This is a genomic window from Kangsaoukella pontilimi (assembly GCF_009830125.1).
In the GTDB taxonomy this organism is placed as follows: Bacteria; Pseudomonadota; Alphaproteobacteria; order Rhodobacterales; family Rhodobacteraceae; genus Kangsaoukella; species Kangsaoukella pontilimi.
Map to the genome: position 1 here is coordinate 15,408 of NZ_WUPT01000003.1, position 20,217 is coordinate 35,624.

At 64.4% G+C, this 20,217-nt stretch carries 22 protein-coding genes; 5 read left to right on the forward strand and 17 right to left on the reverse strand.

Annotation, left to right across the window (positions count from 1 at the left end; translation table 11 throughout):
- Nucleotides 1-278 precede the first annotated feature (278 nt).
- The 6 genes from phbB to GQ651_RS15690 form a co-directional block, all read right to left on the reverse strand.
- Entirely contained in the window at nucleotides 279-1,004 is a 726-nt protein-coding gene (gene phbB / locus GQ651_RS15665) for an acetoacetyl-CoA reductase (protein WP_160765219.1), read from the reverse strand.
- Nucleotides 1,005-1,850, reverse strand: a complete 846-nt coding sequence (locus tag GQ651_RS15670; protein WP_160765220.1) for a patatin-like phospholipase family protein — start codon at nucleotides 1,848-1,850, stop codon at nucleotides 1,005-1,007.
- Nucleotides 1,851-1,974: 124 nt separating this feature from the next.
- Entirely contained in the window at nucleotides 1,975-3,150 is a 1,176-nt protein-coding gene (locus GQ651_RS15675; RefSeq protein ID WP_160765221.1) for an acetyl-CoA C-acetyltransferase, read from the reverse strand.
- Between the two features lie 124 nt (nucleotides 3,151-3,274).
- Complete coding sequence (locus GQ651_RS15680; protein ID WP_160765222.1) at nucleotides 3,275-4,144, reverse strand: dimethyl sulfoxide reductase anchor subunit family protein; 870 nt, start codon at nucleotides 4,142-4,144, stop codon at nucleotides 3,275-3,277.
- Nucleotides 4,144-4,893 carry a 4Fe-4S dicluster domain-containing protein gene (locus GQ651_RS15685; RefSeq protein WP_160765223.1) on the reverse strand — a complete coding sequence of 250 codons (750 nt, stop codon included), beginning with the start codon at nucleotides 4,891-4,893 and terminating at the stop codon, nucleotides 4,144-4,146. The genes GQ651_RS15680 and GQ651_RS15685 overlap by 1 nt, the downstream gene beginning before the upstream one ends.
- Nucleotides 4,894-4,978: 85 nt before the next feature.
- Nucleotides 4,979-7,789 (reverse strand): molybdopterin oxidoreductase family protein, encoded by a 2,811-nt coding sequence (locus GQ651_RS15690; RefSeq protein ID WP_160765224.1) that lies wholly within the window; start codon nucleotides 7,787-7,789, stop codon nucleotides 4,979-4,981.
- Nucleotides 7,790-7,919: 130 nt separating this feature from the next.
- Between GQ651_RS15690 and GQ651_RS15695 the strand changes: the two genes are divergently transcribed.
- Nucleotides 7,920-8,171 carry an Lrp/AsnC ligand binding domain-containing protein gene (locus tag GQ651_RS15695; protein ID WP_160765225.1) on the forward strand — a complete coding sequence of 84 codons (252 nt, stop codon included), beginning with the start codon at nucleotides 7,920-7,922 and terminating at the stop codon, nucleotides 8,169-8,171.
- 24 nt (nucleotides 8,172-8,195) lie between these two features.
- Here GQ651_RS15695 and GQ651_RS15700 read toward each other — a convergent pair whose 3' ends face one another.
- Genes GQ651_RS15700 through ubiA form a run of 3 tightly spaced genes read right to left on the reverse strand, consistent with a single transcriptional unit; the run spans nucleotide 8,196 to nucleotide 11,383 of the window.
- Entirely contained in the window at nucleotides 8,196-8,525 is a 330-nt protein-coding gene (locus tag GQ651_RS15700; protein ID WP_160765226.1) for a hypothetical protein, read from the reverse strand.
- Nucleotides 8,522-10,393 carry an OmpA family protein gene (locus tag GQ651_RS15705; protein ID WP_160765227.1) on the reverse strand — a complete coding sequence of 624 codons (1,872 nt, stop codon included), beginning with the start codon at nucleotides 10,391-10,393 and terminating at the stop codon, nucleotides 8,522-8,524. The genes GQ651_RS15700 and GQ651_RS15705 overlap by 4 nt, the downstream gene beginning before the upstream one ends.
- Before the next feature lie 36 nt (nucleotides 10,394-10,429).
- Complete coding sequence (gene ubiA, locus GQ651_RS15710) at nucleotides 10,430-11,383, reverse strand: 4-hydroxybenzoate octaprenyltransferase (protein WP_160765228.1); 954 nt, start codon at nucleotides 11,381-11,383, stop codon at nucleotides 10,430-10,432.
- Between the two features lie 127 nt (nucleotides 11,384-11,510).
- Here ubiA and GQ651_RS15715 point away from each other — a divergent pair, with 127 nt between their 5' ends.
- From GQ651_RS15715 to GQ651_RS15730, 4 genes are read left to right on the forward strand one after another with little or no spacing between them, the layout of a single operon-like run.
- Nucleotides 11,511-12,230, forward strand: a complete 720-nt coding sequence (locus tag GQ651_RS15715; RefSeq protein WP_160765229.1) for a 16S rRNA (uracil(1498)-N(3))-methyltransferase — start codon at nucleotides 11,511-11,513, stop codon at nucleotides 12,228-12,230.
- Entirely contained in the window at nucleotides 12,227-12,919 is a 693-nt protein-coding gene (locus GQ651_RS15720; RefSeq protein ID WP_160765230.1) for a hypothetical protein, read from the forward strand. Before GQ651_RS15715 ends, GQ651_RS15720 begins: the two co-directional genes overlap by 4 nt.
- Complete coding sequence (locus GQ651_RS15725) at nucleotides 12,916-13,419, forward strand: hypothetical protein (RefSeq protein ID WP_160765231.1); 504 nt, start codon at nucleotides 12,916-12,918, stop codon at nucleotides 13,417-13,419. Before GQ651_RS15720 ends, GQ651_RS15725 begins: the two co-directional genes overlap by 4 nt.
- 55 nt (nucleotides 13,420-13,474) lie before the next feature.
- Nucleotides 13,475-14,845 carry a glutamate--cysteine ligase gene (locus tag GQ651_RS15730; RefSeq protein WP_160765232.1) on the forward strand — a complete coding sequence of 457 codons (1,371 nt, stop codon included), beginning with the start codon at nucleotides 13,475-13,477 and terminating at the stop codon, nucleotides 14,843-14,845.
- A 93-nt stretch (nucleotides 14,846-14,938) separates the two neighbouring features.
- Here the strand turns inward: GQ651_RS15730 and GQ651_RS15735 are convergent, their stop codons facing one another.
- The 8 genes from GQ651_RS15735 to GQ651_RS15770 form a co-directional block, all read right to left on the reverse strand.
- A complete protein-coding gene (locus tag GQ651_RS15735) occupies nucleotides 14,939-15,205 on the reverse strand; it encodes a hypothetical protein (RefSeq protein ID WP_160765233.1) in 267 nt (88 codons plus the stop codon).
- A complete protein-coding gene (locus GQ651_RS15740; protein WP_160765234.1) occupies nucleotides 15,202-15,654 on the reverse strand; it encodes a DUF805 domain-containing protein in 453 nt (150 codons plus the stop codon). Before GQ651_RS15740 ends, GQ651_RS15735 begins: the two co-directional genes overlap by 4 nt.
- Nucleotides 15,651-16,271: a glycerol-3-phosphate 1-O-acyltransferase PlsY gene (plsY, locus tag GQ651_RS15745; RefSeq protein WP_160765235.1), complete on the reverse strand. Its 621-nt coding sequence runs from the start codon at nucleotides 16,269-16,271 to the stop codon at nucleotides 15,651-15,653. The genes GQ651_RS15740 and plsY overlap by 4 nt, the downstream gene beginning before the upstream one ends.
- Nucleotides 16,272-16,377: 106 nt before the next feature.
- Nucleotides 16,378-16,782, reverse strand: a complete 405-nt coding sequence (locus GQ651_RS15750; protein ID WP_160765236.1) for a VOC family protein — start codon at nucleotides 16,780-16,782, stop codon at nucleotides 16,378-16,380.
- Nucleotides 16,779-18,053 carry a dihydroorotase gene (pyrC, locus tag GQ651_RS15755; RefSeq protein WP_160765237.1) on the reverse strand — a complete coding sequence of 425 codons (1,275 nt, stop codon included), beginning with the start codon at nucleotides 18,051-18,053 and terminating at the stop codon, nucleotides 16,779-16,781. Before pyrC ends, GQ651_RS15750 begins: the two co-directional genes overlap by 4 nt.
- A gap of 96 nt (nucleotides 18,054-18,149) precedes the next feature.
- Nucleotides 18,150-18,686 (reverse strand): hypothetical protein, encoded by a 537-nt coding sequence (locus tag GQ651_RS15760; RefSeq protein WP_160765238.1) that lies wholly within the window; start codon nucleotides 18,684-18,686, stop codon nucleotides 18,150-18,152.
- Nucleotides 18,683-19,252, reverse strand: coding sequence for a hypothetical protein (locus tag GQ651_RS15765; RefSeq protein ID WP_160765239.1), 570 nt, complete (start codon nucleotides 19,250-19,252; stop codon nucleotides 18,683-18,685). Before GQ651_RS15765 ends, GQ651_RS15760 begins: the two co-directional genes overlap by 4 nt.
- A 1-nt stretch (nucleotide 19,253) precedes the next feature.
- Nucleotides 19,254-20,186: an aspartate carbamoyltransferase catalytic subunit gene (locus GQ651_RS15770; RefSeq protein WP_160765240.1), complete on the reverse strand. Its 933-nt coding sequence runs from the start codon at nucleotides 20,184-20,186 to the stop codon at nucleotides 19,254-19,256.
- Nucleotides 20,187-20,217 lie beyond the last annotated feature (31 nt).

Consider the following 20,217-nt stretch of genomic DNA (forward strand, 5'->3'; position numbering starts at 1 on the left):
CTGAAAGCTGGTAAAGTCTCGTTTGTGGGAAAGCATATCAGGGCGCATATAGGGATCAGAATAGAAATGCTGATTTGAAGGAACGCCAGATGTTCGAATCCACCGCAAATGCCCGTACCCGCGACGCGATCCGTAACGCCCATGCCGAGCGTGGTGCAGCCCTCACCGGTTTTGTCCGGAAGCTGTTTTCGTCCCGTCACTGATCGTTGCAAGCGCAGTCACGGACATGAAAAGGGCCGGTCGCTGGACCGGCCCTTTTTATCGCCATTGATCGGGGATCAGACGAAGAACTGTGCCCCGTTGGCCGAGATCGTCGAGCCGTTGATGAAGCCCGCATCGTCGGATGCCAGAAACACGACGCAACGCGCGATTTCTTCCGGTTCGCCGAGACGGCCAGCCGGGATCTGCGGGATGATGCGCTCGTTCAGAACCTTTTCCGGGATCGCGCGAACCATTTCGGTGCCGATGTAACCGGGGCAGATGGCGTTGGCGGTGATGCCCTTCGCCGCGCCTTCCTGCGCCAGCGACTTCACGATGCCCAGGTCGCCCGCTTTGGTCGCGGCATAGTTCACCTGACCGGCCTGGCCCTTCTGACCGTTGATCGACGAGATCACGATGACCCGGCCGAAGCCACGGTCGCGCATCCCGCCCCAGACCGGGTGGATGGTGTTGAATACGCCGGTGAGGTTGGTGTCGATCACCTCTTTCCACTGCTCGGGCGTCATCTTGTGGAAGAAGGCGTCGCGCGTGATGCCCGCGTTTGCCACGACCACGTCGATCGGGCCGAGGTCGGCTTCGATCTGTGCCAGACCGGCTTTCGATTCCTCGTAATCGCCGACGTTCCACTTGTAGGTCTTGATCCCGGTCTCTTCGGTGAAGGCGGCGGCCTTCTCGTCATTGCCGGCATAGGTCGCGGCGACCTCATAGCCCTCGGCCTTGAGTGCCTTCGAAATGGCTTCACCAATACCCCGGCTGCCACCGGTCACTACTGCAACACGTCCCATCTATTCCTCCTTGGACCTCTGGGTGTCCCGTATGAATGCGGCTCCGTCGTCTCGTCCCAGATCCCATGTCGCTGTCAGCTTGTCGGGATCGGTGAAGTCGATCTTGTCCGCAGGTGTCTCTTTCGATGGCGCCACATACCGTCGCGACGCGATTCCGGGCAACCGGCGATATTGTCGCGTCAAAAGCACCAGAGTCGAGCCCTCATTGGGGTCCGGCATCGGTGCCTGATCTGCCATGCCGCCGTCGATAACCGGTTTTCCGTGCCATTCCGGCGTTTGGAAAAGCGGGGGAATGGTCGCCGCAGCACAAACCAGATCGGCCAGTTCGCCGCCCCGCGCCGCCGCGCGCGCATCGACAAGCTCCGATCCCATGCCTGCTGTTTCGGCCCAGTTGAAATGCGGCGAGTTCACCACGTGAAGCTCGGCCTCATAGGCCACGGTCATGGCTGCTCCGGTCAGCCCGGACAGACGCGCGCTCGGCGCATATCCGATCAGGATCTGAAAGGCGGGGCCATCCGCGATCCGGGCCTGCGCGGTTTCGTCGAGTACCTTGTGGACGACCTCGTCATAGACGCGCTGATGGGGCGTCCTGCCATCCTCGTCGTTCAGCATGTCCTCAAGGGTGGCGTTATAGGCCTCCTCCTCGAAGGCGGCGCGCATGCAGTCGAGAAGCGTTCTCTCTGCTCCGCCCAGCCAGGCCGCGCCGGCCAGCGCCCCGCCGGACACGCCCGTCACCCTCTTGGGCGAGAGCGAGACATGCCGTCCGAGCTCCTCCATGAAGCCGCCCTGCCAGAAGCAGCGCAGGCCTCCGCCCGAGAACACGATCTGGTCGAAAGTCAGAGTCATCCTGCCAGAACACTCCCGTGCATTCTTCTTGGCGAAAATACTCCGGGGGTGAATTTGCATGAAATGCAAAGAGGGGGCAGAGCCCCCTCTTCACCGCGACCAGCGATAGCTGGGCGCAACAGGATCAATCGCGCTCGACGCACATCGCGACGCCCATGCCGCCGCCGATGCAGAGCGTGGCGAGGCCTTTCTTGGCACCGCGCCGCTTCATCTCGAAGAGAAGCGTGTTCAGGACACGCGCACCGGACGCGCCGATCGGGTGGCCGATGGCGATGGCGCCGCCGTTCACGTTCACGATCTCGGGGTCCCAGCCCATATCCTTGTTCACCGCGCAGGCCTGAGCCGCGAACGCCTCGTTGGCTTCGACAAGATCGAGGTCCGTGACCTTCCAGCCTGCCTTGTCCAGAGCCTTGCGGCTGGCATAGACGGGGCCAACGCCCATTACCGCCGGGTCGAGACCCGCAGTGGCGTAGGACACAATACGGGCCAGCGGCTCGATCCCGCGCTTTTCGGCGTTCTCGGCACTCATCAGCAGGACGCCTGCGGCACCATCGTTCAGGCCGCTCGCGTTACCAGCCGTGACGGACCCTTCCTTGGTGAAGGCGGGGCGCAGCTTCTGCATGTTCTCGATGGTCGCGCCGTGCCGAATGTATTCGTCCTTGTCCACGACGATATCGCCCTTCCGGGTCTTGACGGTAAAGGCCATGACTTCGTCATCGAACTTGCCGGCCTTCTGCGCGGCTTCGGCCTTGTTCTGGCTGGCCAGCGCGAACTCGTCCTGCTGCTCACGGCCGATCTGCCACTGCTCGGCCACGTTTTCGGCGGTCTGGCCCATGTGGTAGCCGTTGAACGCATCCCAGAGGCCGTCCTTGATCATCGAGTCGATGAACTTGAGGTCGCCCATCTTGTGACCGGCGCGCAGGTTCTGCACGTGGGGGCTCATGGACATGTTTTCCTGACCGCCCGCCGCGACGATGTCGGCATCGCCCAGCATGATGTGCTGTGCACCCAGTGCGACGGCGCGAAGGCCCGAGCCGCAGACCTGGTTGATGCCCCAGGCGGCGCTTTCTTTCGGAAGGCCGGCATTGATATGGGCCTGACGGGCCGGGTTCTGGCCCTGACCGGCGGTCAGCACCTGACCGAGGATCGTCTCGGACACTTCGCCCTTTTCGATCCCCGCACGCGCGACGATCTCTTCCAGAACGGCGGCGCCGAGGTCGTGGGCGGGGGTGTTGGCAAAGCTGCCGCTAAAGCTGCCGACCGCGGTCCGCGCGGCCGAGGCGATCACTACATTCGTCATCTCAAGTCCTCCAAAATCATGTCTCGGTGCGGCGGGACACTCCCGCCGGATTTGGCGCGCACATTATGCAACTGCAGAAACGGACACAACTGACACAACGTCACCCCTGCCATGACCTGGGCGCTTACCTGCCGTAGTAGAGGCCCACCACATGGCGCGCTTCCGCGAAGAAGAGCCAGCGCTGAACGAGCACCCCGGCGATATGGCTGAGGACGGCAAGGGCCGCGAAGATGTGGCTGAACGGCACGAGCAGTAGGAGAAGCGGCAACGCCGCCATCAGGGCCAGCGAGATGATTCTGAGCTTGACCGCGTGCTTGCGTCCGACGCGAAACACCATCTCTTTCGTCAGATAGTTGCCGCCGGTATGGGGCGGTTCGAAAGCGCGGACGCTCCCGATATGCCCAAGCCCGGTCGCCGTGGCGAGCGTGGTGTCGGATGCTGCCTCGCGCCGGTCCTGATCGATCCAGGCCACGACCTGCACAATCGCCGCCAAAGCCAGGAAGATCATCGCGACCGTGATCTTCCCGGTCAAAAGGGCACCACCGGCAAGAGCGTAGCCGAGGAACAGGACGGGCGGCGACCAGTGGTTCCAGCGGGGCACCGTGCGCATCTGCATGTAGATCATCGAGGTCGCGAAGACCGTGACCAGAGCCATGACCCCGCCGACGACGCCAAGGGGCCGCCAGGCCGCGTCGAAGAAGACCGCGCCGAGGGCGTAAAGCCCCATGAAACCGAGCGCGATGACCGCGGCGACGGCCTCGCGGCTCAGCCAGGACGAGCGCCATTGCGTGAATGCCTTGAGCGCCCGCTCTGGATGCCCGAGATGGAAGGTCGACGACACCAGGCCGCCCACGGCCAGCGCGAAGGCGATCAGATAGAAAACGAAGGCGACCCAGCCGCGCGGCGACGCGATGTCGAGGCCGAGAAAGAACAGCATACCGAACCCAAGACCGGACAGCGTTGTGAACAGGATGATGGACGGTGCCGGATGCATCAGCCAATCCTTTCCAGCGTACGGTCGAGCCAGCCGAGAAAGCCCTTGGGCTCTTCCGCGACAGGTTCCAGGTAGGGGGCGAGAACGTCGAATTCCGGCGGCTGATCCTTGGGTCGGGGCGGAAGGTAGCGGTTGACCGGCGCCGTGCCCTGTTCGGGCATCAGCTCGATCCCGCTGCGTTCGGCCACCAGCTTGGACACATCGCTGTCCGGGTCGGCCAGATCGCCGAAATGCCGCGCGCCCGCGGGGCAGGTGCGGACACAGGCGGGCTGGCGGTCTTCCTCGGGCAGGTTCTCGTTATAGATGCGGTCGACGCAGAGGGTGCATTTCTTCATCACCTTCTCGACGGGGTCCATCTCCCGCGCGCCATAGGGGCAGGCCCAGGCGCAAAGGCCGCATCCGATGCAGTCGGTCTCGTTGACCAGAACGATCCCGTCTTCCTGCCGTTTGTAGCTGGCCCCGGTGGGGCAGACCGTGACGCAGGGCGCATCGGCACAATGGAGGCAGGATTTCGGGAAATGGAAAAGCTGCGCGGGGCCGGTCTCGGGCTGGACCTCGTAGCTGTGAATCCTGTTGAGGAAACTGCCCACCGGTTCGGCGCCATAGGCGTCCTTGTCCGCGAGTGGTGCACCGTAATTCTCGGTGTTCCAGCCCTTGCAGGCCGTTACGCAAGCGTGGCACCCGACGCAGGTGTCGAGGTCGATGACAAGGCCGAGTGACTTTTCGGTATGGGTCGGAAGGCTGGTCATGGCGAAATCCTTGCAAGGATTTCGGGGCAAAACTCGTGGACGAGTTTTGCGCCTGCGGCGCGAGTATTTGAGCCAAGAAGAAGGGTCATGCGCCTACCTTTCTCGTCACGTTCTCCGGAGCGGGCGGAACCGGGCTTTTCTGGGCCGGGTGCGCGGGTTCAGCCTCCTTCGGTGCCTTGGTCTTCTCTATCTTCACGCGGAGATCGAACCATGCCGCCTGCCCCGTGATCGGGTCTGAGTTCGCCCATCTGAGACCGTCGCCCTTGGGCGGCAGTAGCTCGTGGATGATATGGTTCAGAAGGAAGCCCTTGGTCGCCTCGGGCGCGTCGGGGTCGAGCGCCCAGGCGCCCTTGCGCTTTCCGATGGCGTTCCACGTCCAGACCGTGTTCTCGTTGAGCGCGGCCATATGAGCGACCGGTACGACGATTTCGCCGTGGGGCGAGGTCACCCTTGCCCAGTCGCCTTCCTTGAAGCCCTTCGCCTCCCAGATTTTCGTCGGCACGTAGAGCGGGTTCCGCCCGTGGATCTGACGGAGCCACGCGTTCTGGCTGCCCCATGAGTGGTACATCGCCATGGGCCGCTGGGTCAGCGCGTGGACTGTGAAGCCGTCGTCGGCGTCCGAGAAGGGCGGATACCAGAGCGGCAGGGGCGTCATCGTCTCGGCAATGCGCGCTTTCAGATGTTCGGGCGGCGAGCGGCGATGCTTGCCCTCAGCGGCCAGTTGGAACCGGCGGAGCGGTTCGCACCAGAGGGTGAAGGCATAGGGTGTCGGGGCATCGTAGAGGCCGATCTTCACCGCCCAGTCCTGATAGGCCATGTTCCACGGCTTGAAATACTCGGCTTCCTCCGGGATGTGCGCGATCCAGAAGCTGCCGTTCTCCTTGTATTTCTCGATCTGTTCGGGGTTCGGACCGCCGCGCCCGTGCTCGGTCCCGTCGCCGCGCCAGCCCGCCAGAGGCCCGACGCCGGGGCGGCGTTCGTGGCTGACGATATAGTCGGCGTAATCGGCGTACTTCTGGCTGCCATCCTCGTTCACGAAACCGGGCAGGCCCAGGCGCGCGCCGAGGTCGCAGAGCGCCGACTGGAAGCCTTTCACGTTGCGGTCGGGTTCGACCACGGGCCAGCGGATGGCATCCGCCGCGCCTTCGGCTTCCGAGATCGGACGGTCAAGAAGCGAGATGCAGTCGTGTCGCTCGAGATATGTCGTGTCGGGCAGGATCAGGTCGGCATAGGCCACCATCTCGGACGAATAGGCATCCGAATAGATGATGTGCGGGATCACATAGTCGCCCGTCTCAGAATTGGTGTCGGTCAGCATCTGCATGACCGAGGACGTGTTCATCGACGAGTTCCACGCCATGTTCGCCATGTAGAGGAACATCGTGTCGATCCTGTAGGGATCGCCGGCGTGGGCGTTCGAGATGAGCATGTGCATGAGGCCATGCGCGCTCATCGGGTTTTCCCAGGAAAACGCCTTGTCGATCCGCTTCGGCGTGTTGTCCTCGTGGATCAGCAGGTCATCGGGACCGTGGACGAAGCCGAGATGCGGCCCGTCAAGCGGCTTGCCCGGCGTGACGCCTGCATGCGGCTTGGGGTGGGCCGTGGCGGGCTTGGGGTAGGGTGGCTTGAAGCGGAAGCCGCCGGGGACCTCGACCGAGCCGAGGATGATCTGCAGCATGTGCAGCGCCCGGCAGGTCTGGAAGCCATTCGAATGGGCCGAGATGCCGCGCATTGCGTGAAACGCGACCGGGCGTCCGATCATCTTCTCATGCCGTTCGCCCCGGAAGTCCGTCCAGGGCCGGTCGATCTCGATCGCCTCGTCGAAGGCGGTGCGCGCCAGCTCGGCGGCGATCGCACGGATACGCTCAGGCGCAAGGCCGATCTTGGAAGAAACCGTCTCGGGGGCGTAGTCATCCACCAGATACGTCTCGGCCATGTGGTGCATGACCGTCTTGTGGCTGAAGCCCGCGTGGCGCCAGCTTCCACCAAGGTCTGGACGCACGCCCTGTTTGTCGAAGGGCTCTGGCTTGCCCGAATTCCGGTCGAGCACCAGCGGCTTACCCGCTTCATCGCGGAGGATCAGGCCAAATTCATCCGATGCCTCGTCCCCATTGACGAGGAAGCCCGCATCTGTGAACCGCGCGAGGTAATCGGTGTCGATCCGCCCCGCTTTCATCAGGCAGTGGACCAGCGACAGGATGAAGAGTCCGTCAGTGCCGGGTGTGATGCCGATCCATTCGTCTGCCACGGCGTTGTAGCCGGTACGGATCGGGTTGACGCCGATGACCTTGGCGCCCCGCGCCTTCAGCCGGCCGATCCCCATCTTGATCGGGTTCGAGTCGTGGTCCTCGGCCACGCCGAAGATCATGAAAAGCTTGGTGCGTTCCCAGTCTGGCTGGCCGAACTCCCAGAAGGCGCCGCCCATCGTGTAAATGCCTGCCGCCGCCATGTTGACCGAGCAAAAGCCGCCATGCGCCGCATAATTGGGCGTGCCGAAAGACTGCGCCCAGAAGCTGGTAAAGCTTTGGCTCTGGTCGCGGCCCGTAAAGAAGGCGAGCTTGGACGGGTCTTTCTCTCGCAGGGGGGCCAGCCAGGACACGGCGGTCTCATAGGCCTCTTCCCAGGAAATTTCCTCGAACTCGCCCGATCCGCGCGGGCCGACGCGCCGCATCGGCGCCCGCAGGCGCGCGGGCGACAGGTGCTGCATGATGCCGGACGCGCCCTTGGCGCAAAGGACGCCCCGGTTCACCGGGTGATCGCGGTTGCCTTCGATATAGGCGACCTGTCCGTCCTTCATGTGAACATTGATGCCGCAGCGGCAGGCGCACATGTAGCATGTGGTCTTCCGCACCTCGTCGGACACCTTGGGTGACCGCTCGATCTCCGGTGTTTTCATGTTCCGATTCACTCCCTTATCCGGTTCTAACCCCGTTTTGGGTTCCGGGGGTAGGGGGCGGGCGCAGGTTTTATTGCCGCTTGCTTGGGTCGGCGCGCGGGCGCTAGGGTCGCCGGAAAGGAGTGCCCGCATGAAATGCGTTTTTGTTCAGATCCGGTGCAAGCCGGGCAAGACCTATGATGTGGCCCGCGAGATCTATCTGCGCGAGATCGTGTCCGAGATGTATTCGACCAGCGGCGACTATGACCTGATCGCCAAGATTTACGTCCCCGAGGATCAGGATATCGGCGTGTTCATCAACAAGGGTCTTCTGGATATTCCCAATATCGACCGTTCGCTGACGACGATCACCTTCAAGGCGCTTCACACCGGCGACAGCTAAATCGCCAGACGCTCTCAGGACTGCTCAGTCCGCTTTAGCCTGCCTGTCAATATAGGCGCGCAGCTCTTCCGCTTCGTGCCGCGCGGCGCGCAAACCGTCCATCGCGGCGTGCAATTCGGCCTCGGTCTGGGACAGCTTGTTCGACATCTCGGCCTCGCGGTTCTGGAAATAGGTGACCGCCTCGTCGCGCTCTTCCTCGGCCTTGTGAAGCTCCTGCGCCATGCGATCGAGGTCGTCCATGTCGTTGCGGGTGACACGGGTGATGCGGCTGATCAGCCAGTGCGCGAACCATCCCGCCAGAAAGGCGACGAACAGAATACCCGCCGTCGCCGCGATGAATTCGGTTCCGTTCATTGGCTGGCCTCTCCTTCTGCCTCGGCGGTGTCGTCCTCCGCCTCGGTCTCTTCCGGCAGGATCAGCTTGAATTCAATACGACGGTTTGCCTCGCGGCCCTCTTCGGTGCCGTTATCCGCGATGGGCTCGCTTTCACCATAGCCCTTCGCGGTTAGGTTCGAGGTGAGGACGCGGCGGGACATGATCGCGTTCAGAACGGCGTCCGCGCGCGTCTGGCTCAGCTGCTGGTTCATGCTTTCGCGGCCCTGGCTGTCGGTATGGCCGCCGATCTCGATCTGAACCGTCTGACAATCGCGCAAAAGCTCGGCGATGGCGTCGATCGTGGGCAGGGCGTCGGGTTCGATGTCGCTCGACCCTGGCGCGAAGGTGATCTTGTTGGCGGTCGCGACGGCATTGATCTGGCGCACGCATTCCTCGGGCGTCGGAAGCGCGGCAAGCGGATCGAGCGCCTCGGAATAGCTGACGTCGATCTCGTATTCGATCCCGTCGGAAAGCTTGCTGGACAGAACGCGGGCCACCTCGGCGCGCGCATCTTCGCGGCCGGAAACGCCCGAGACATTGACCGCCTTGTCCGTCACACGGACGGAACCGTTATTCAAAAGGGCCAGCGCCTCGAGCGCGGTCAGCACCCGCATTGACCAGCCTGCAGGTACGTTCTCGTCCAGCCGCGTAGCGGGCGTCAGGCTTGCCACTCCGAAATGTGCGGCGGCGAAAGCCTCGATCGCCATGCGGCTCCGCTCATCGGCCAGTTTGCCACGAAGCTGAACGAGACCCTCGGGCGAACGGGTGGCGGTGAATTCGGGCGCGGTTGACGACGTATCGTCGACCTCTTCAGTGACGGGCAAGACCGCGGTCAGAGAAAAGACATCCGGAAGCGCCCCTTCAAGTTCGCCCGTCTCGCGCTCGAAGAGGTCGGCATCGGTGCCCTCCAACGCGACAAGCGAGACAGCGGTGTTCGACAGCGTAACGGTTCCCTGACCGATGGCGGCCAATGTCGCGATGCTGAGCGACGCGGCCTCACCCCAGCGGGTGGACGGCACCCCGAGGCCGAGCGTGCAGCTCGCATCGCCCTGAAGGCCGGCCGATATGGCGGTGGCGAGGATGCGGTCGCGCGCGGCTTCGGTATCAGCCGAACAGGCGTCGAAGCGCCCACCGTCTTCGTCGATGATATAGCGCAGCGTGAAGGGCGCGATGACCGGACGTGGCGCGGCGATTTCCAGGGACAGGGCAATTCCCTGCGGCACATCGCGATTGAGCTCGCGCTCGATCTCGCGTTTGCGTTCGGGAGTGGCTGCCACGGCACTGACCGCGACGCGACCCGGCGTGATCGAGACCTTGGAGCGCGGCAGCATATCGAGCGTATCGAGCCCGAAGGCCAGCGCCCGCTCCCAGCCCGGCGGCGGTGCGAAGTCGGCGCTTTCGATCAAATCGGTGATCTGGGCGGTGCCCGCAATGCGCCGCGCGCGCTCGAGGATCGTATCCGGACCGCTTTCGGTTGGCACGAGGCCGATCACCGACAATTCGCCGTCATTCTTCAGGATCTCGATGGCGAATTCCGGGGCCGCGATGGCGGCGGCCGCCTCGACCTCCATCGAATCGATGATGCGGCTGGCGTCTACCACGCTACCGGCAGCGGACAGCGCGGCAAAGCGCGTCGCCTCGTCGGGAGCGGTTCCCGTCATCGTCACCTGAAGACCGTCGACCTGAACCTCTGCCCAGTCCTGACCAGTTTGCGCCAGAACCAGCGAGATGTCGGTCATGGCGGCGGTTTCCACCGATTCCTTGACCCAGAGCGCCGCACCTGCCGAGGCACCGGCACCAAGCGCGAGCGCGAGAGCATGGGGGATATAGCCGCGAAGCGTGGTCATGAGCGCCTAGTTACTGCCACGCGGCACGGGCTGCAATCACACGAAATGCGCGACGGCAAGAAACAGCACAGGCAGCAATCCGGCGTTGCGGTTCGACCGGAACAGCATCAGGCAGCGGTCGGAATCCTCGATATCCAGCCGCTTGAGTTGCCACGTCATGTGCCAGCCGAAAGCCCAGACCCCGCCAAGCGCGATGGTCAGTTGAAGCGGATTCGCGGTGGCGCCAAGGGCCAGGATCAGCCCGGCGGCGAAGAACAGCACCGAAAGGATGATGAACCAGCGCAGCCAGCGGGCGGTATCATTGCCGAAAAGGCGCGCCGTGGACTTCACGCCGATCAGCGCGTCGTCCTCGGTATCCTGATGCGCGTAGATCGTGTCATAGAAGAGCGTCCAGAAGATGCCCGCAACATAGAGCAGAACCGGCGCAAGCCCGACCTCGGAGGTGACCGCCGCCCAGATCAGGATGGCACCCCAGTTGAAGGCCAGGCCCAGAAAGATCTGCGGCCACCAGGTAAACCGCTTGGCAAAAGGGTAGATGCAGACCAGTGCGAGCGACGCGATACCCAGCCAGATCGCCGTCCACGTGAAGGTCAGCAGGATGCCGAAGGCCAGAAGCGACTGCACCACCATCCAGGCGATGGCCCCTCCGACGCTCACCTGACCCGACGGGATGGGCCGCGAGCGGGTGCGCGCAACCTCGGCATCGAACTTGCGGTCCGTGATGTCGTTCCACGTGCAGCCCGCACCCCGCATCAGCCAGGCACCGATGGCCGAACCGACTCCGATCCAGAGATGCCCGGCCGTGAACTGTCCCTGCATGAGCGTAGCGGCACCAAGCGCCCACCAGCAGGGCAACAGCAAGAGCCACGTGCCGATGGGCCGGTCCGCGCGGCTGAGGCGCAGAAACGGGCGTGTCGCCGCCGGGGCGAGGTTGTCCACCCAGTTGCCCTTGGCCGCGTCGGCCACCTGACCATGATCCGTGTCGCTCATGGCGCCTTTCTATGAAGCACGGGGCACGGGGGCAACGGCAGTGCATTGAGTATTTTTGAACAGAAGAAGCCCGCAGGCCGCGACTTCGCCATGGCGGTGGTCGGGCGTGCCGGTTAATTCTGGACGCATGGCTCAGATACCGCGTCTTTTTATCCGAACCGCCCTGCACGAGGGTGCCGAGATTACGCTCGACCGCGACCATGCGCATTATCTCTTCGGGGTGATGCGCCGCGGGCTCGGCGACCCTGTCGAGCTTTTCAACGGGCAGGATGGCGCGTGGAGGGCGACCGTGTCGGAGGCGGGCAAACGCGGCGGGGTGCTGACGGCGGAAGAACAGGTTGCGCCGCAACGCATGCCGCCTGACCTCTGGCTCTTATTCGCACCGATCAAGAAGGCCCGCACAGACTTCATTGTCGAGAAGGCGGCCGAGATGGGCGCGGCGCGCATCTGCCCGGTGCAGACCGATTTCACCAATGCCGAGCGCATCCGTCAGGACCGCTTGCAGGCGCATGCCGTCGAGGCGGCGGAGCAATGCGGTGGAACCTACGTTCCCGAGGTGACCGACCTGGTGCCGCTGTCGCGGATGCTGGACGACTGGCCCGCCGGTCGGCGGCTTCTCTTCTGTGACGAGGCGCTGGCGGGCGAGGTCCGCGACCTCCCCGCCGAGCGTGGCCCATGGGCGATCCTGATCGGCCCGGAGGGCGGGTTCTCGGATGCCGAACGCGCCCGCCTTCGCGGGATGGACGGCGCGCATGCCATCAGTCTCGGCCCGCGCATCCTGCGCGCGGACACGGCGGCTGTGGCGGCGATGACACTCTGGCAGTCCGCCCTCGGGGACTGGACATGACGCAGGAAAAGCCGGTCGTGCGGCTTCATCTGTTCTTCGCCACGGAAAACGAAACGGCGGTGATTCTCCGGCAGGGCCCGACGAGGCAGTTTCGGCTGATCCTCTGGGACCGCGCGACCGACCGGTTCGAGGATGGCCAATGGTTGAAGCAGAACGTCTACGTGGATCGTTGCGACCTGTCGCCCGATGGCCGGCACTTCATTTTTTTCGCCCTGAACGGCGACTGGTCCGGGCCCGGTGAGGGCGCCTATACCGTCCTGTCCCGGCCGCCCTATTTCACGGCGCTTGCGCTCTTACCCGAAGGCAATACCTGGGGCGGCGGCGGGCGTTTCCTTTCTAATCGAGAGTATTTCGCCTGGGGCGGCAAGGACATCATCGGGCGTGCCGAGGGGATGGAGCGGCTTCTTGTGCTGGGTCAGGAACAGGGCAAGGAACTCGGCATCTACAGCGTCAAGGGAAAGCGGCGCCCCTATGACGTGTCGCTGCTTGAAAAGTTCCCGCCGCCCAGCCATACGGCGGCGCTCGACCGATATGACACGCAGGGCGGGGTCCTCTCCCGTCGTGTCGGAGGCAATCTTGTCCCGATCCGCGATTTCAACGACATGAGCTTCGAGCCGATCCGCGCGCCATACGACACCCGTGACGACCGTCAGGGCTGGCACCCGCTCGACGGGGAGGCGGGGCGATGAGTTTCATCCGCCCTGAAGTCAGCGCCGGTCTGATGAAATGGCGCGAGGTGCTCTCCGGTGCCGCCATCCTCATTGTCGCCGTTCTGCTGATGCGGAACGGCCTCGGCGCACGCTTCTGGTTCGGCGGCCTCATCGGCGCGCTCGGCCTTGGTCTCGTCGTCTCGGGCATCCCCCGCGCACGTGCCCGGCTGGGGGGCGGTGGCGCGGGCGTCGTCGATATCGACGAGCGCCGGATTACCTACTTCGGCCCCGTGCAGGGCGGCGCGATGGCGCTGGACGACCTGTCCCGGATCGCCGCCGGGCCGGGCCGGAACTGGGTCCTGACCTCGGTAGAAGGCGATACGCTGACCATCCCCATGACCGCTGAAGGTGCGGATCAGCTTTTCGACGCTTTCGCGGCGCTGCCCGGCATCAGCCAGTCCCGTCTGGTGCAGGCGACCGGCGGCGCTGTGGACACCCGCAGGGTCATCTGGGAAAAACCGCACCCTCGCCTCGGTTGACTTGGGGGCCATTTCGCGCAAGTTGCGGGTCTCACCAGACGACCGGAGAACGCGGATGTCGATACCCCAATCCGGCGGCGGGCCCATCGAACGCCACGAGCAATTGGCGGAATATCTCGCCGATGGATGCAAGCCGCGCGACGCATGGCGCATCGGCACCGAGCACGAGAAGTTCGGTTATTGCCGCGACTCGCTCCGCCCGCTGCCTTACGAGGGCGAGCGCTCGATCAAGGCCGTGCTCGAAGGTCTTCGCGATCGCTTCCACTGGTCGCCCGTGACCGAGGGCGGCAACATCATCGGGCTGGAAAAAGACGGGGCCAACGTCTCGCTCGAACCGGGCGGACAGCTTGAACTGTCCGGCGCGCCGCTCGAGACCATCCATCAGACCTGCGACGAGGTGAACACGCATCTGGCCGAGGTGAAGGCCGTCGCCGACGAGATCGGCGTCGGCTTCATCGGGCTTGGGGCCGCGCCGCACTGGACCCATGACGACATGCCGCTGATGCCCAAAGGCCGTTACAAGCTCATGGACGGCTACATGCAGAAGGTCGGCACGCTCGGCACGCAGATGATGCGCAGAACCTGCACGGTGCAGGTGAACCTCGATTTCGGATCCGAGGGGGACATGGTCCAGAAGCTGCGCGTCGCGCTGGCGCTTCAACCCGTTGCCACCGCGCTTTTCGCCAATTCGCCTTTCTTTGAGGGTAAGCTCAACGGTCACAAATCCTGGCGGAGCCGGATCTGGCGCGATCTCGACGCCGCCCGGACGGGCATGCTGCCCTTCGTCTTCGAGGACGGCTTCGGCTTCGAGGCATGGGTCGAATATGCGCTCGATGTGCCGATGTATTTCGTCTACCGCGACGGGGTCTACATCGACGCGCTCGGCCAGTCCTTCCGCGATTTCCTCAAGGGCGAACTGCCCGCGCTGCCGGGTGAGAAACCCACGCTTTCCGACTGGGCCGATCACCTGACGACACTCTTCCCGGAAGCCCGCATAAAGAAATTCATCGAAATGCGGGGGGCGGACGGCGGCCCGTGGCGGCGGCTCTGCGCGCTGCCGGCCTTCTGGGTCGGACTCCTCTACGACCAGACGGCGCTCGACGCGGCTTGGGACCTCGTAAAGGGTTGGGACGCCGAGACCCGTGATGCTCTCCGGGTCGCTGCCTCGGTCGACGCGCTCGACGCCCGGGTCGGCTCGATCTCGATGCGGACGCTCGCCGCCGAGGTGGTCGCCATCGCAGATGCCGGTCTCAAGGCCCGCGCCCGACCGGGCGCCGGCGGTCTTGTCCCTGACGAGACGCATTTCCTGAACGCGCTCAAGGATTCTCTCGAATCGGGCGAAGTGCCCGCTGACGAACTCATCCGCCGCTACGAAACCGATTGGGACGGCGACGTGACAAAGGTCTTCGCGGAATATTCCTACTAGACCGCCTGCAGCTTCTTCTTGGTGAAAATACTCCGGGGAGGTCCGGAGGGGTGGAACCCCTCCGGTCGGTCGCGTCCGAAGGACGCGAAACCCTCAGTCCACGACCACGCCCTCGACAAAGGCGATGACGGTCTCGGCGAGCATCTCGCACGGCTTCAGCAGCGCTTCGCCGCCGGCCAGCCGGTAGAGGTTGAAACTGATATAGCCCTGTCCCCCCAGTTCTTCGGCTTCAAGCTTCTGGCTCCGACCGTTTGACATCTGCGATTTGGTGATCCGCCAGCGCGCGCCCGCATAGGTGCCGCCGTAGCCGCCGAGCGGCAGCGCGTCGAAGGCGCGGAGGAAAGGCTCGGGCGCCGTCACGGCCTGCCGGACCGGGGAATGGAACTGGGCGAATAGTCACCGTCGTCGTCGCGATAGCCGCCAGACCCGCCGCCGCGTCCATCGTCACGGCCCCTGATCGGGTCCGGTCCGAAGCGGTTGGCCCCATTCGTGCCGGGGAGCATGTAGATCACCAGAAGGATAAGCGTGCCGATAAGTGGAATGAAATTCAGAAGCCACCACCAGCCCGACATGTCCCGGTCATGCAGCCGCCGGACGGCGACCGTGATCGAGGGAACGAACATGACGAGCCCGAAAATCGGAGACAAGAGCGCGGTGTCGGGGCCGAACAGGCTGAGGTCGATTGCGTTCAGCACGGCTCCGACGATCAGGTAGAAGAGCGCGAACCACCAGAACTCGGCACGGCGCGCGCGCCCCGAAACCGTGATGTATTTCCGGAAGCAGGTGCGGACGGCCTCTGTGAAACTCATGCCGCTCCCTCCTTCTTGCGGCCGATCCTGGGTTCGGTGCCCGCCATCAGGCGGCGGATATTGGGCGCGTGCTTGACGAAGATCAGCGCGGCCATGGTGAGGATCATCGCCACCGCCGAACCATGGCCGACAAAGGCCGCAACCACGGGGGCTCCAAGTGCGGCAACCAGAGCGGAGAGGGACGAAATCCGCGACACGACTGCCGTCAGCAGCCAGATCGCGCAGGCCGCAAGGCCCACCGGAAAGGCCAGCGCGAGCAGCGTGCCGAGAAAGGTCGCGACACCCTTGCCGCCCTTGAACCCCAGCCAGACCGGAAACAGATGCCCAAGAAAGGCCGCAAGCCCGGCCAACTGTACCGCGTCCTCGCCCGCGACGGCCCGCGCGGCCAGCACCGCCACCGCGCCCTTGCCGCCATCAAGCAGCAGCGTTGCCGCCGCCGCCTTTTTCGAGCCGGTGCGCAACACATTGGTCGCCCCGATATTTCCGCTGCCGATACTGCGCACATCGCCCAGCCCCATCGCCCGCGTCACCAGCACGCCGAAGGGAACCGACCCGAGCAGGTAAGCGGCAAGCGCGATCAGGGCCAGAAGGCCTGCGCCGGTCTCAATGGGTGGCATATTTCCGAGGCTCCCTTGCGTTTTGGGCCGATTTTCCGTGGCCCGCTCCGGCATGGCAAGCCCCGATAGCATCCTGACCGGGAAAGGAGGCGTCGCCGCCACGGCGTCAGTCGAAAAATCGCATGCCTTCGGGGGTGCGCTGCCGGTAATGGGCCAGCCTGTCGGCAATCCCGCCCACATGCAGTTCCAGTTTGTGCCCGTCAGGGTCCCGGAAGTAATGCGAGCGGCCTTCTGACCGGTTCTCTTTCCACACCGGCGCATCGCCCAGCCTGTCCACGGCCGCATCGAAATCCTGAGCCCCGACGCTGAAGGCGATATGGCTGTCATCCCCGCGAACCGAAACGTGGTCGGCGGCTTCTAGACAAAGCCAGAGCTGTTCAAGTTCGAAATAGGCGCCTCTTGGCCACAAACATCTGAGCCGCGCGCCCAGCCTGTCACGATAGAATGCGACCGATCGGTCCAGATCGGTGACGGACAGCGTCACATGGTTCACGCCGGATACCCGGGTCATGCCGTTCGCGCGTCGTAAACCCGCGTGCCGCCGACCCAGGTGCCCATTACGCTGCCTTCCATGCGGGCCTCGTCAAAGGGGGTGTTCTTCGACTTGGAGAGAAGCTTGAACCGGTCCATGACAAAGGGCTTGTCCGGATCGAAGAGAACCAGGTCCGCGGGTGCGCCCGCCGAAAGACGCCCTGTTTCCAGACCCAGCCGCCGGGAAGGAGTCAGCGACATTGCCCGCCAGAGCGTCGGCAGGTCCAGTCCGCCTGAATGCACCAGCCGCATCGCCGCCGGCAGAAGCGTCTCCAGCCCGACCGCGCCGGACGCGGCTTCTTCGAAGGGCAGGCGCTTGGATTCCTCGTCCTGTGGCGTGTGCATCGACGAGATCACGTCGATCAGACCGTCCCGAACCGCCTCGACGCTGGCCAGCCGGTCGTCCTCCGAACGCAGCGGCGGCTTGACCTTGAAGAAGGTGCGATAGTCCCCGACATCCAGCTCGTTCAGCGTCAGGTGGTGGATCGAAATGCCAGCGGTCACGTCCATGCCCGCCTCTTTCGCGCGGGTCAGGCGCTTGAGCGCGCGGGCAGTCGTGATCTGGTCGGCGTGATAGCGGGCGCCGGTCATCTCGACCACCGCGAGATCGCGGTCGAGCCCCATACGCTCGGCCATGGGCGACACGGACGGCAGGCCCTTGAGCGCCGCGAACTTGCCCGACGTAGCGGCCGCGCCCGCCGACAGGATCGGTTCCTGCGGATGTGCGATCACAAGCGCGCCAAGCCCGGCGGCATAGGTCATGCAGCGCTGGAAAACCTTCGTGTTCGAGATCACCGCATCGCAATCGGTGAAGGCGACGGCGCCGGCATCCAGCAGGAAGCCGATTTCCGCCATCTCGCGGCCTTCGCGGCCGCGCGTCAGCGCCGCCATGGGCATGACGCGCACCGGCGCGGCCTCATTCGCGCGACGGCGGACGAATTCCAGCACCTCGGGCGTGTCGATGGCGGGCAGCGTGTCGGGCCGGGTGACCATCGTTGTCACGCCACCCGACGCGGCAGCAAGTCCGGCCGAGCGAAAGCTCTCCTTGTGGCGCTCTCCCGGCTCGGAAACTTTAACGCCGATATCCACGATCCCCGGCGCAAGGCACAGCCCGCCGCAGTCGATCACTTCGGCCCCGTCCATGCCGGACGGCCCTGCGATCTTTCCGTCGCGTACGGCCAGAGTGCCAAGGCTGTCAGTGCCCGCTTCGGGGTCGATCAGGCGCGCGTTCTGGAACAAGAGCGTGGTCATGCGCCTCTCTTAGCCAAACTCTGGACGAAAGGGGAGGGGCGATGATGCGGTGCGTCGTACGGAACTACGGGCTGCGCAGATCGACGGTTCTCGCGGCTAGCGGAAGGCTGCCAGAACCAGAACGGCAGCAATGAGAAGCGCGCCGAGCGCGATGAGCCATGACCGCTTGCCGCCCGATGCCGCGGTGGTGGATTTCTTGGGGCGTGCGGGCTCTACCGTGCCTTTGGCACTGTCGGTCGGGGCCATCGGGCCGGGCGCGGCGGCCTTCTCCTCGTGGAACAGCCCCAGAAACCGCATGGACGGGTGCGGATCTAGCGACGCCGCCTTTCCACCAAAGGCCGAGGCCGGTAGAAAGACAAGAAGACCCGACACCGCGTCCAGTTGCGCGGCGCGGCCCTGAAGCTGATCCTCCGGGATGCCGTAGCCGTCGCGGAGATACCCTGTCAGGCCCAGCCCGGCGACCGAGCGCGTCGGTATAACCTCGATCTTTTCGGAGATCAGGTCGACATTCGCACCCAGAAGCCGGTTCACGTTCTGCGCGGTGATGTTGCTGGCGTCGTCGGGATCGAGCGCAGTCGTGAACAGCCTGAGCGTGCCGAATTCGTGGGGGCTTACCTCAAGGGGGTCGGTCATCGGCTGTCTCCTTCGCGGTCTCCGGCGACCTGCCGCACGAGCGCGTACACCTCCTGCGGGTTCGCGAGGCCTTCGAAACCTTGCCGCTTGGTCGAGGTATCGCCGTCGCTATCGGTCACCTGTTCGAAGTGAAACCAGACAGCACCGATTCCGTTCCGCTTCTCATCATATTCGACCCGCGTACCGGGATGGATGGGAATGGTGGTCATGTCCCGGTTCCACCAGCGGGTTGCGATGTATCCCGCCCGGTCGGACAGAGCGAAACGGACCCGCTCGTGCTTGAAGAGCTCGTGTATCCAGCTTGCCAGGCCCAGCCCGGCCCCGAGGAGAAGGAACGGCACCGAGAACGCCATCACGACAAGGCCCATGAGCGCGGCAAAAACATTGCCTGCGCCGAAGACCAGCGCCAGTCCGCTATCTGCGGCCATGATGCCACCCACCGCGAAGGGAAAGCCGAGAAGCGTCAGCAGGCTGTTGCGAACCGGGTGGTGCAGCCCCTTTGCGGGCGCACCTTCCCAAAGAAGCGTTTCGCCGGGCTCGAACCAGTCCTCCCAACGGTCGCCCATATCAGGCCGCCCGTCTGGCATCCACGAGGAGCTTCATCGCCGCCATGCGCACCGCGACGCCCATTTCGACCTGGTCCTGAATGACCGACCTGTTGATGTCGTCGGCAATTGTCCCGTCGATCTCGACACCCCGGTTCATCGGGCCGGGATGCATCACGATGGCGTCGTCCTTGGCAAAGGACAGCTTTTCAGCATCCAGCCCGTAGCGGTGGAAATACTCGCGCTCGGACGGAATGAAACCGCCGTCCATCCGTTCCTTCTGAAGCCTGAGCATCATCACAACGTCGGCGTCGCGCAGCCCCTCGGCCATGTTGTCGGTGACCTCGACGCCCCAGTCCGCCGCACCGGACGGCATCAGCGTGGCGGGGCCGACCAGACGGATGCGGCTTTCCATCTTGCCCAGAAGCCAGATGTTGGATCGCGCCACGCGGCTGTGGGCGATGTCGCCGCAGATTGCGACTGTCAGGCGGTGCAGCCGCCCCTTGGCGCGCCGGATCGTCAGCGCATCCAGAAGCGCCTGCGTCGGATGTTCGTGCCGCCCGTCGCCCGCATTCAGAACCGCGCAATTCACCTTTTCGGACAAGAGCGCGGGCGCGCCGGAATTCGGGTGGCGGATCACCAGCAAATCCGGGTGCATGGCGTTGAGCGTCAGCGCCGTGTCGATCAGTGTCTCGCCCTTCTTCACCGAGGACGCGCCGACCGCCATGTTCATCACATCCGCCCCCAGCCGCTTGCCGGCCAGCTCGAAGCTCGCCTGCGTCCGGGTCGAGTTCTCGAAGAACATGTTGATCTGGGTAAGGCCCTTCAACGCGTCGGCGTGTTTCACGTCGCTGCGGTTCAGGTCGACATAGGTGTCGGCAAGGTCGAGAATCGCGGTGATCTCGTCCGGGGCAAGGTCTTCGATGCCCAAGAGGTGGCGCTGTCTCAGTGTCATGCCTGCTCTATAGGCCGCGCCGCGCCTCTGG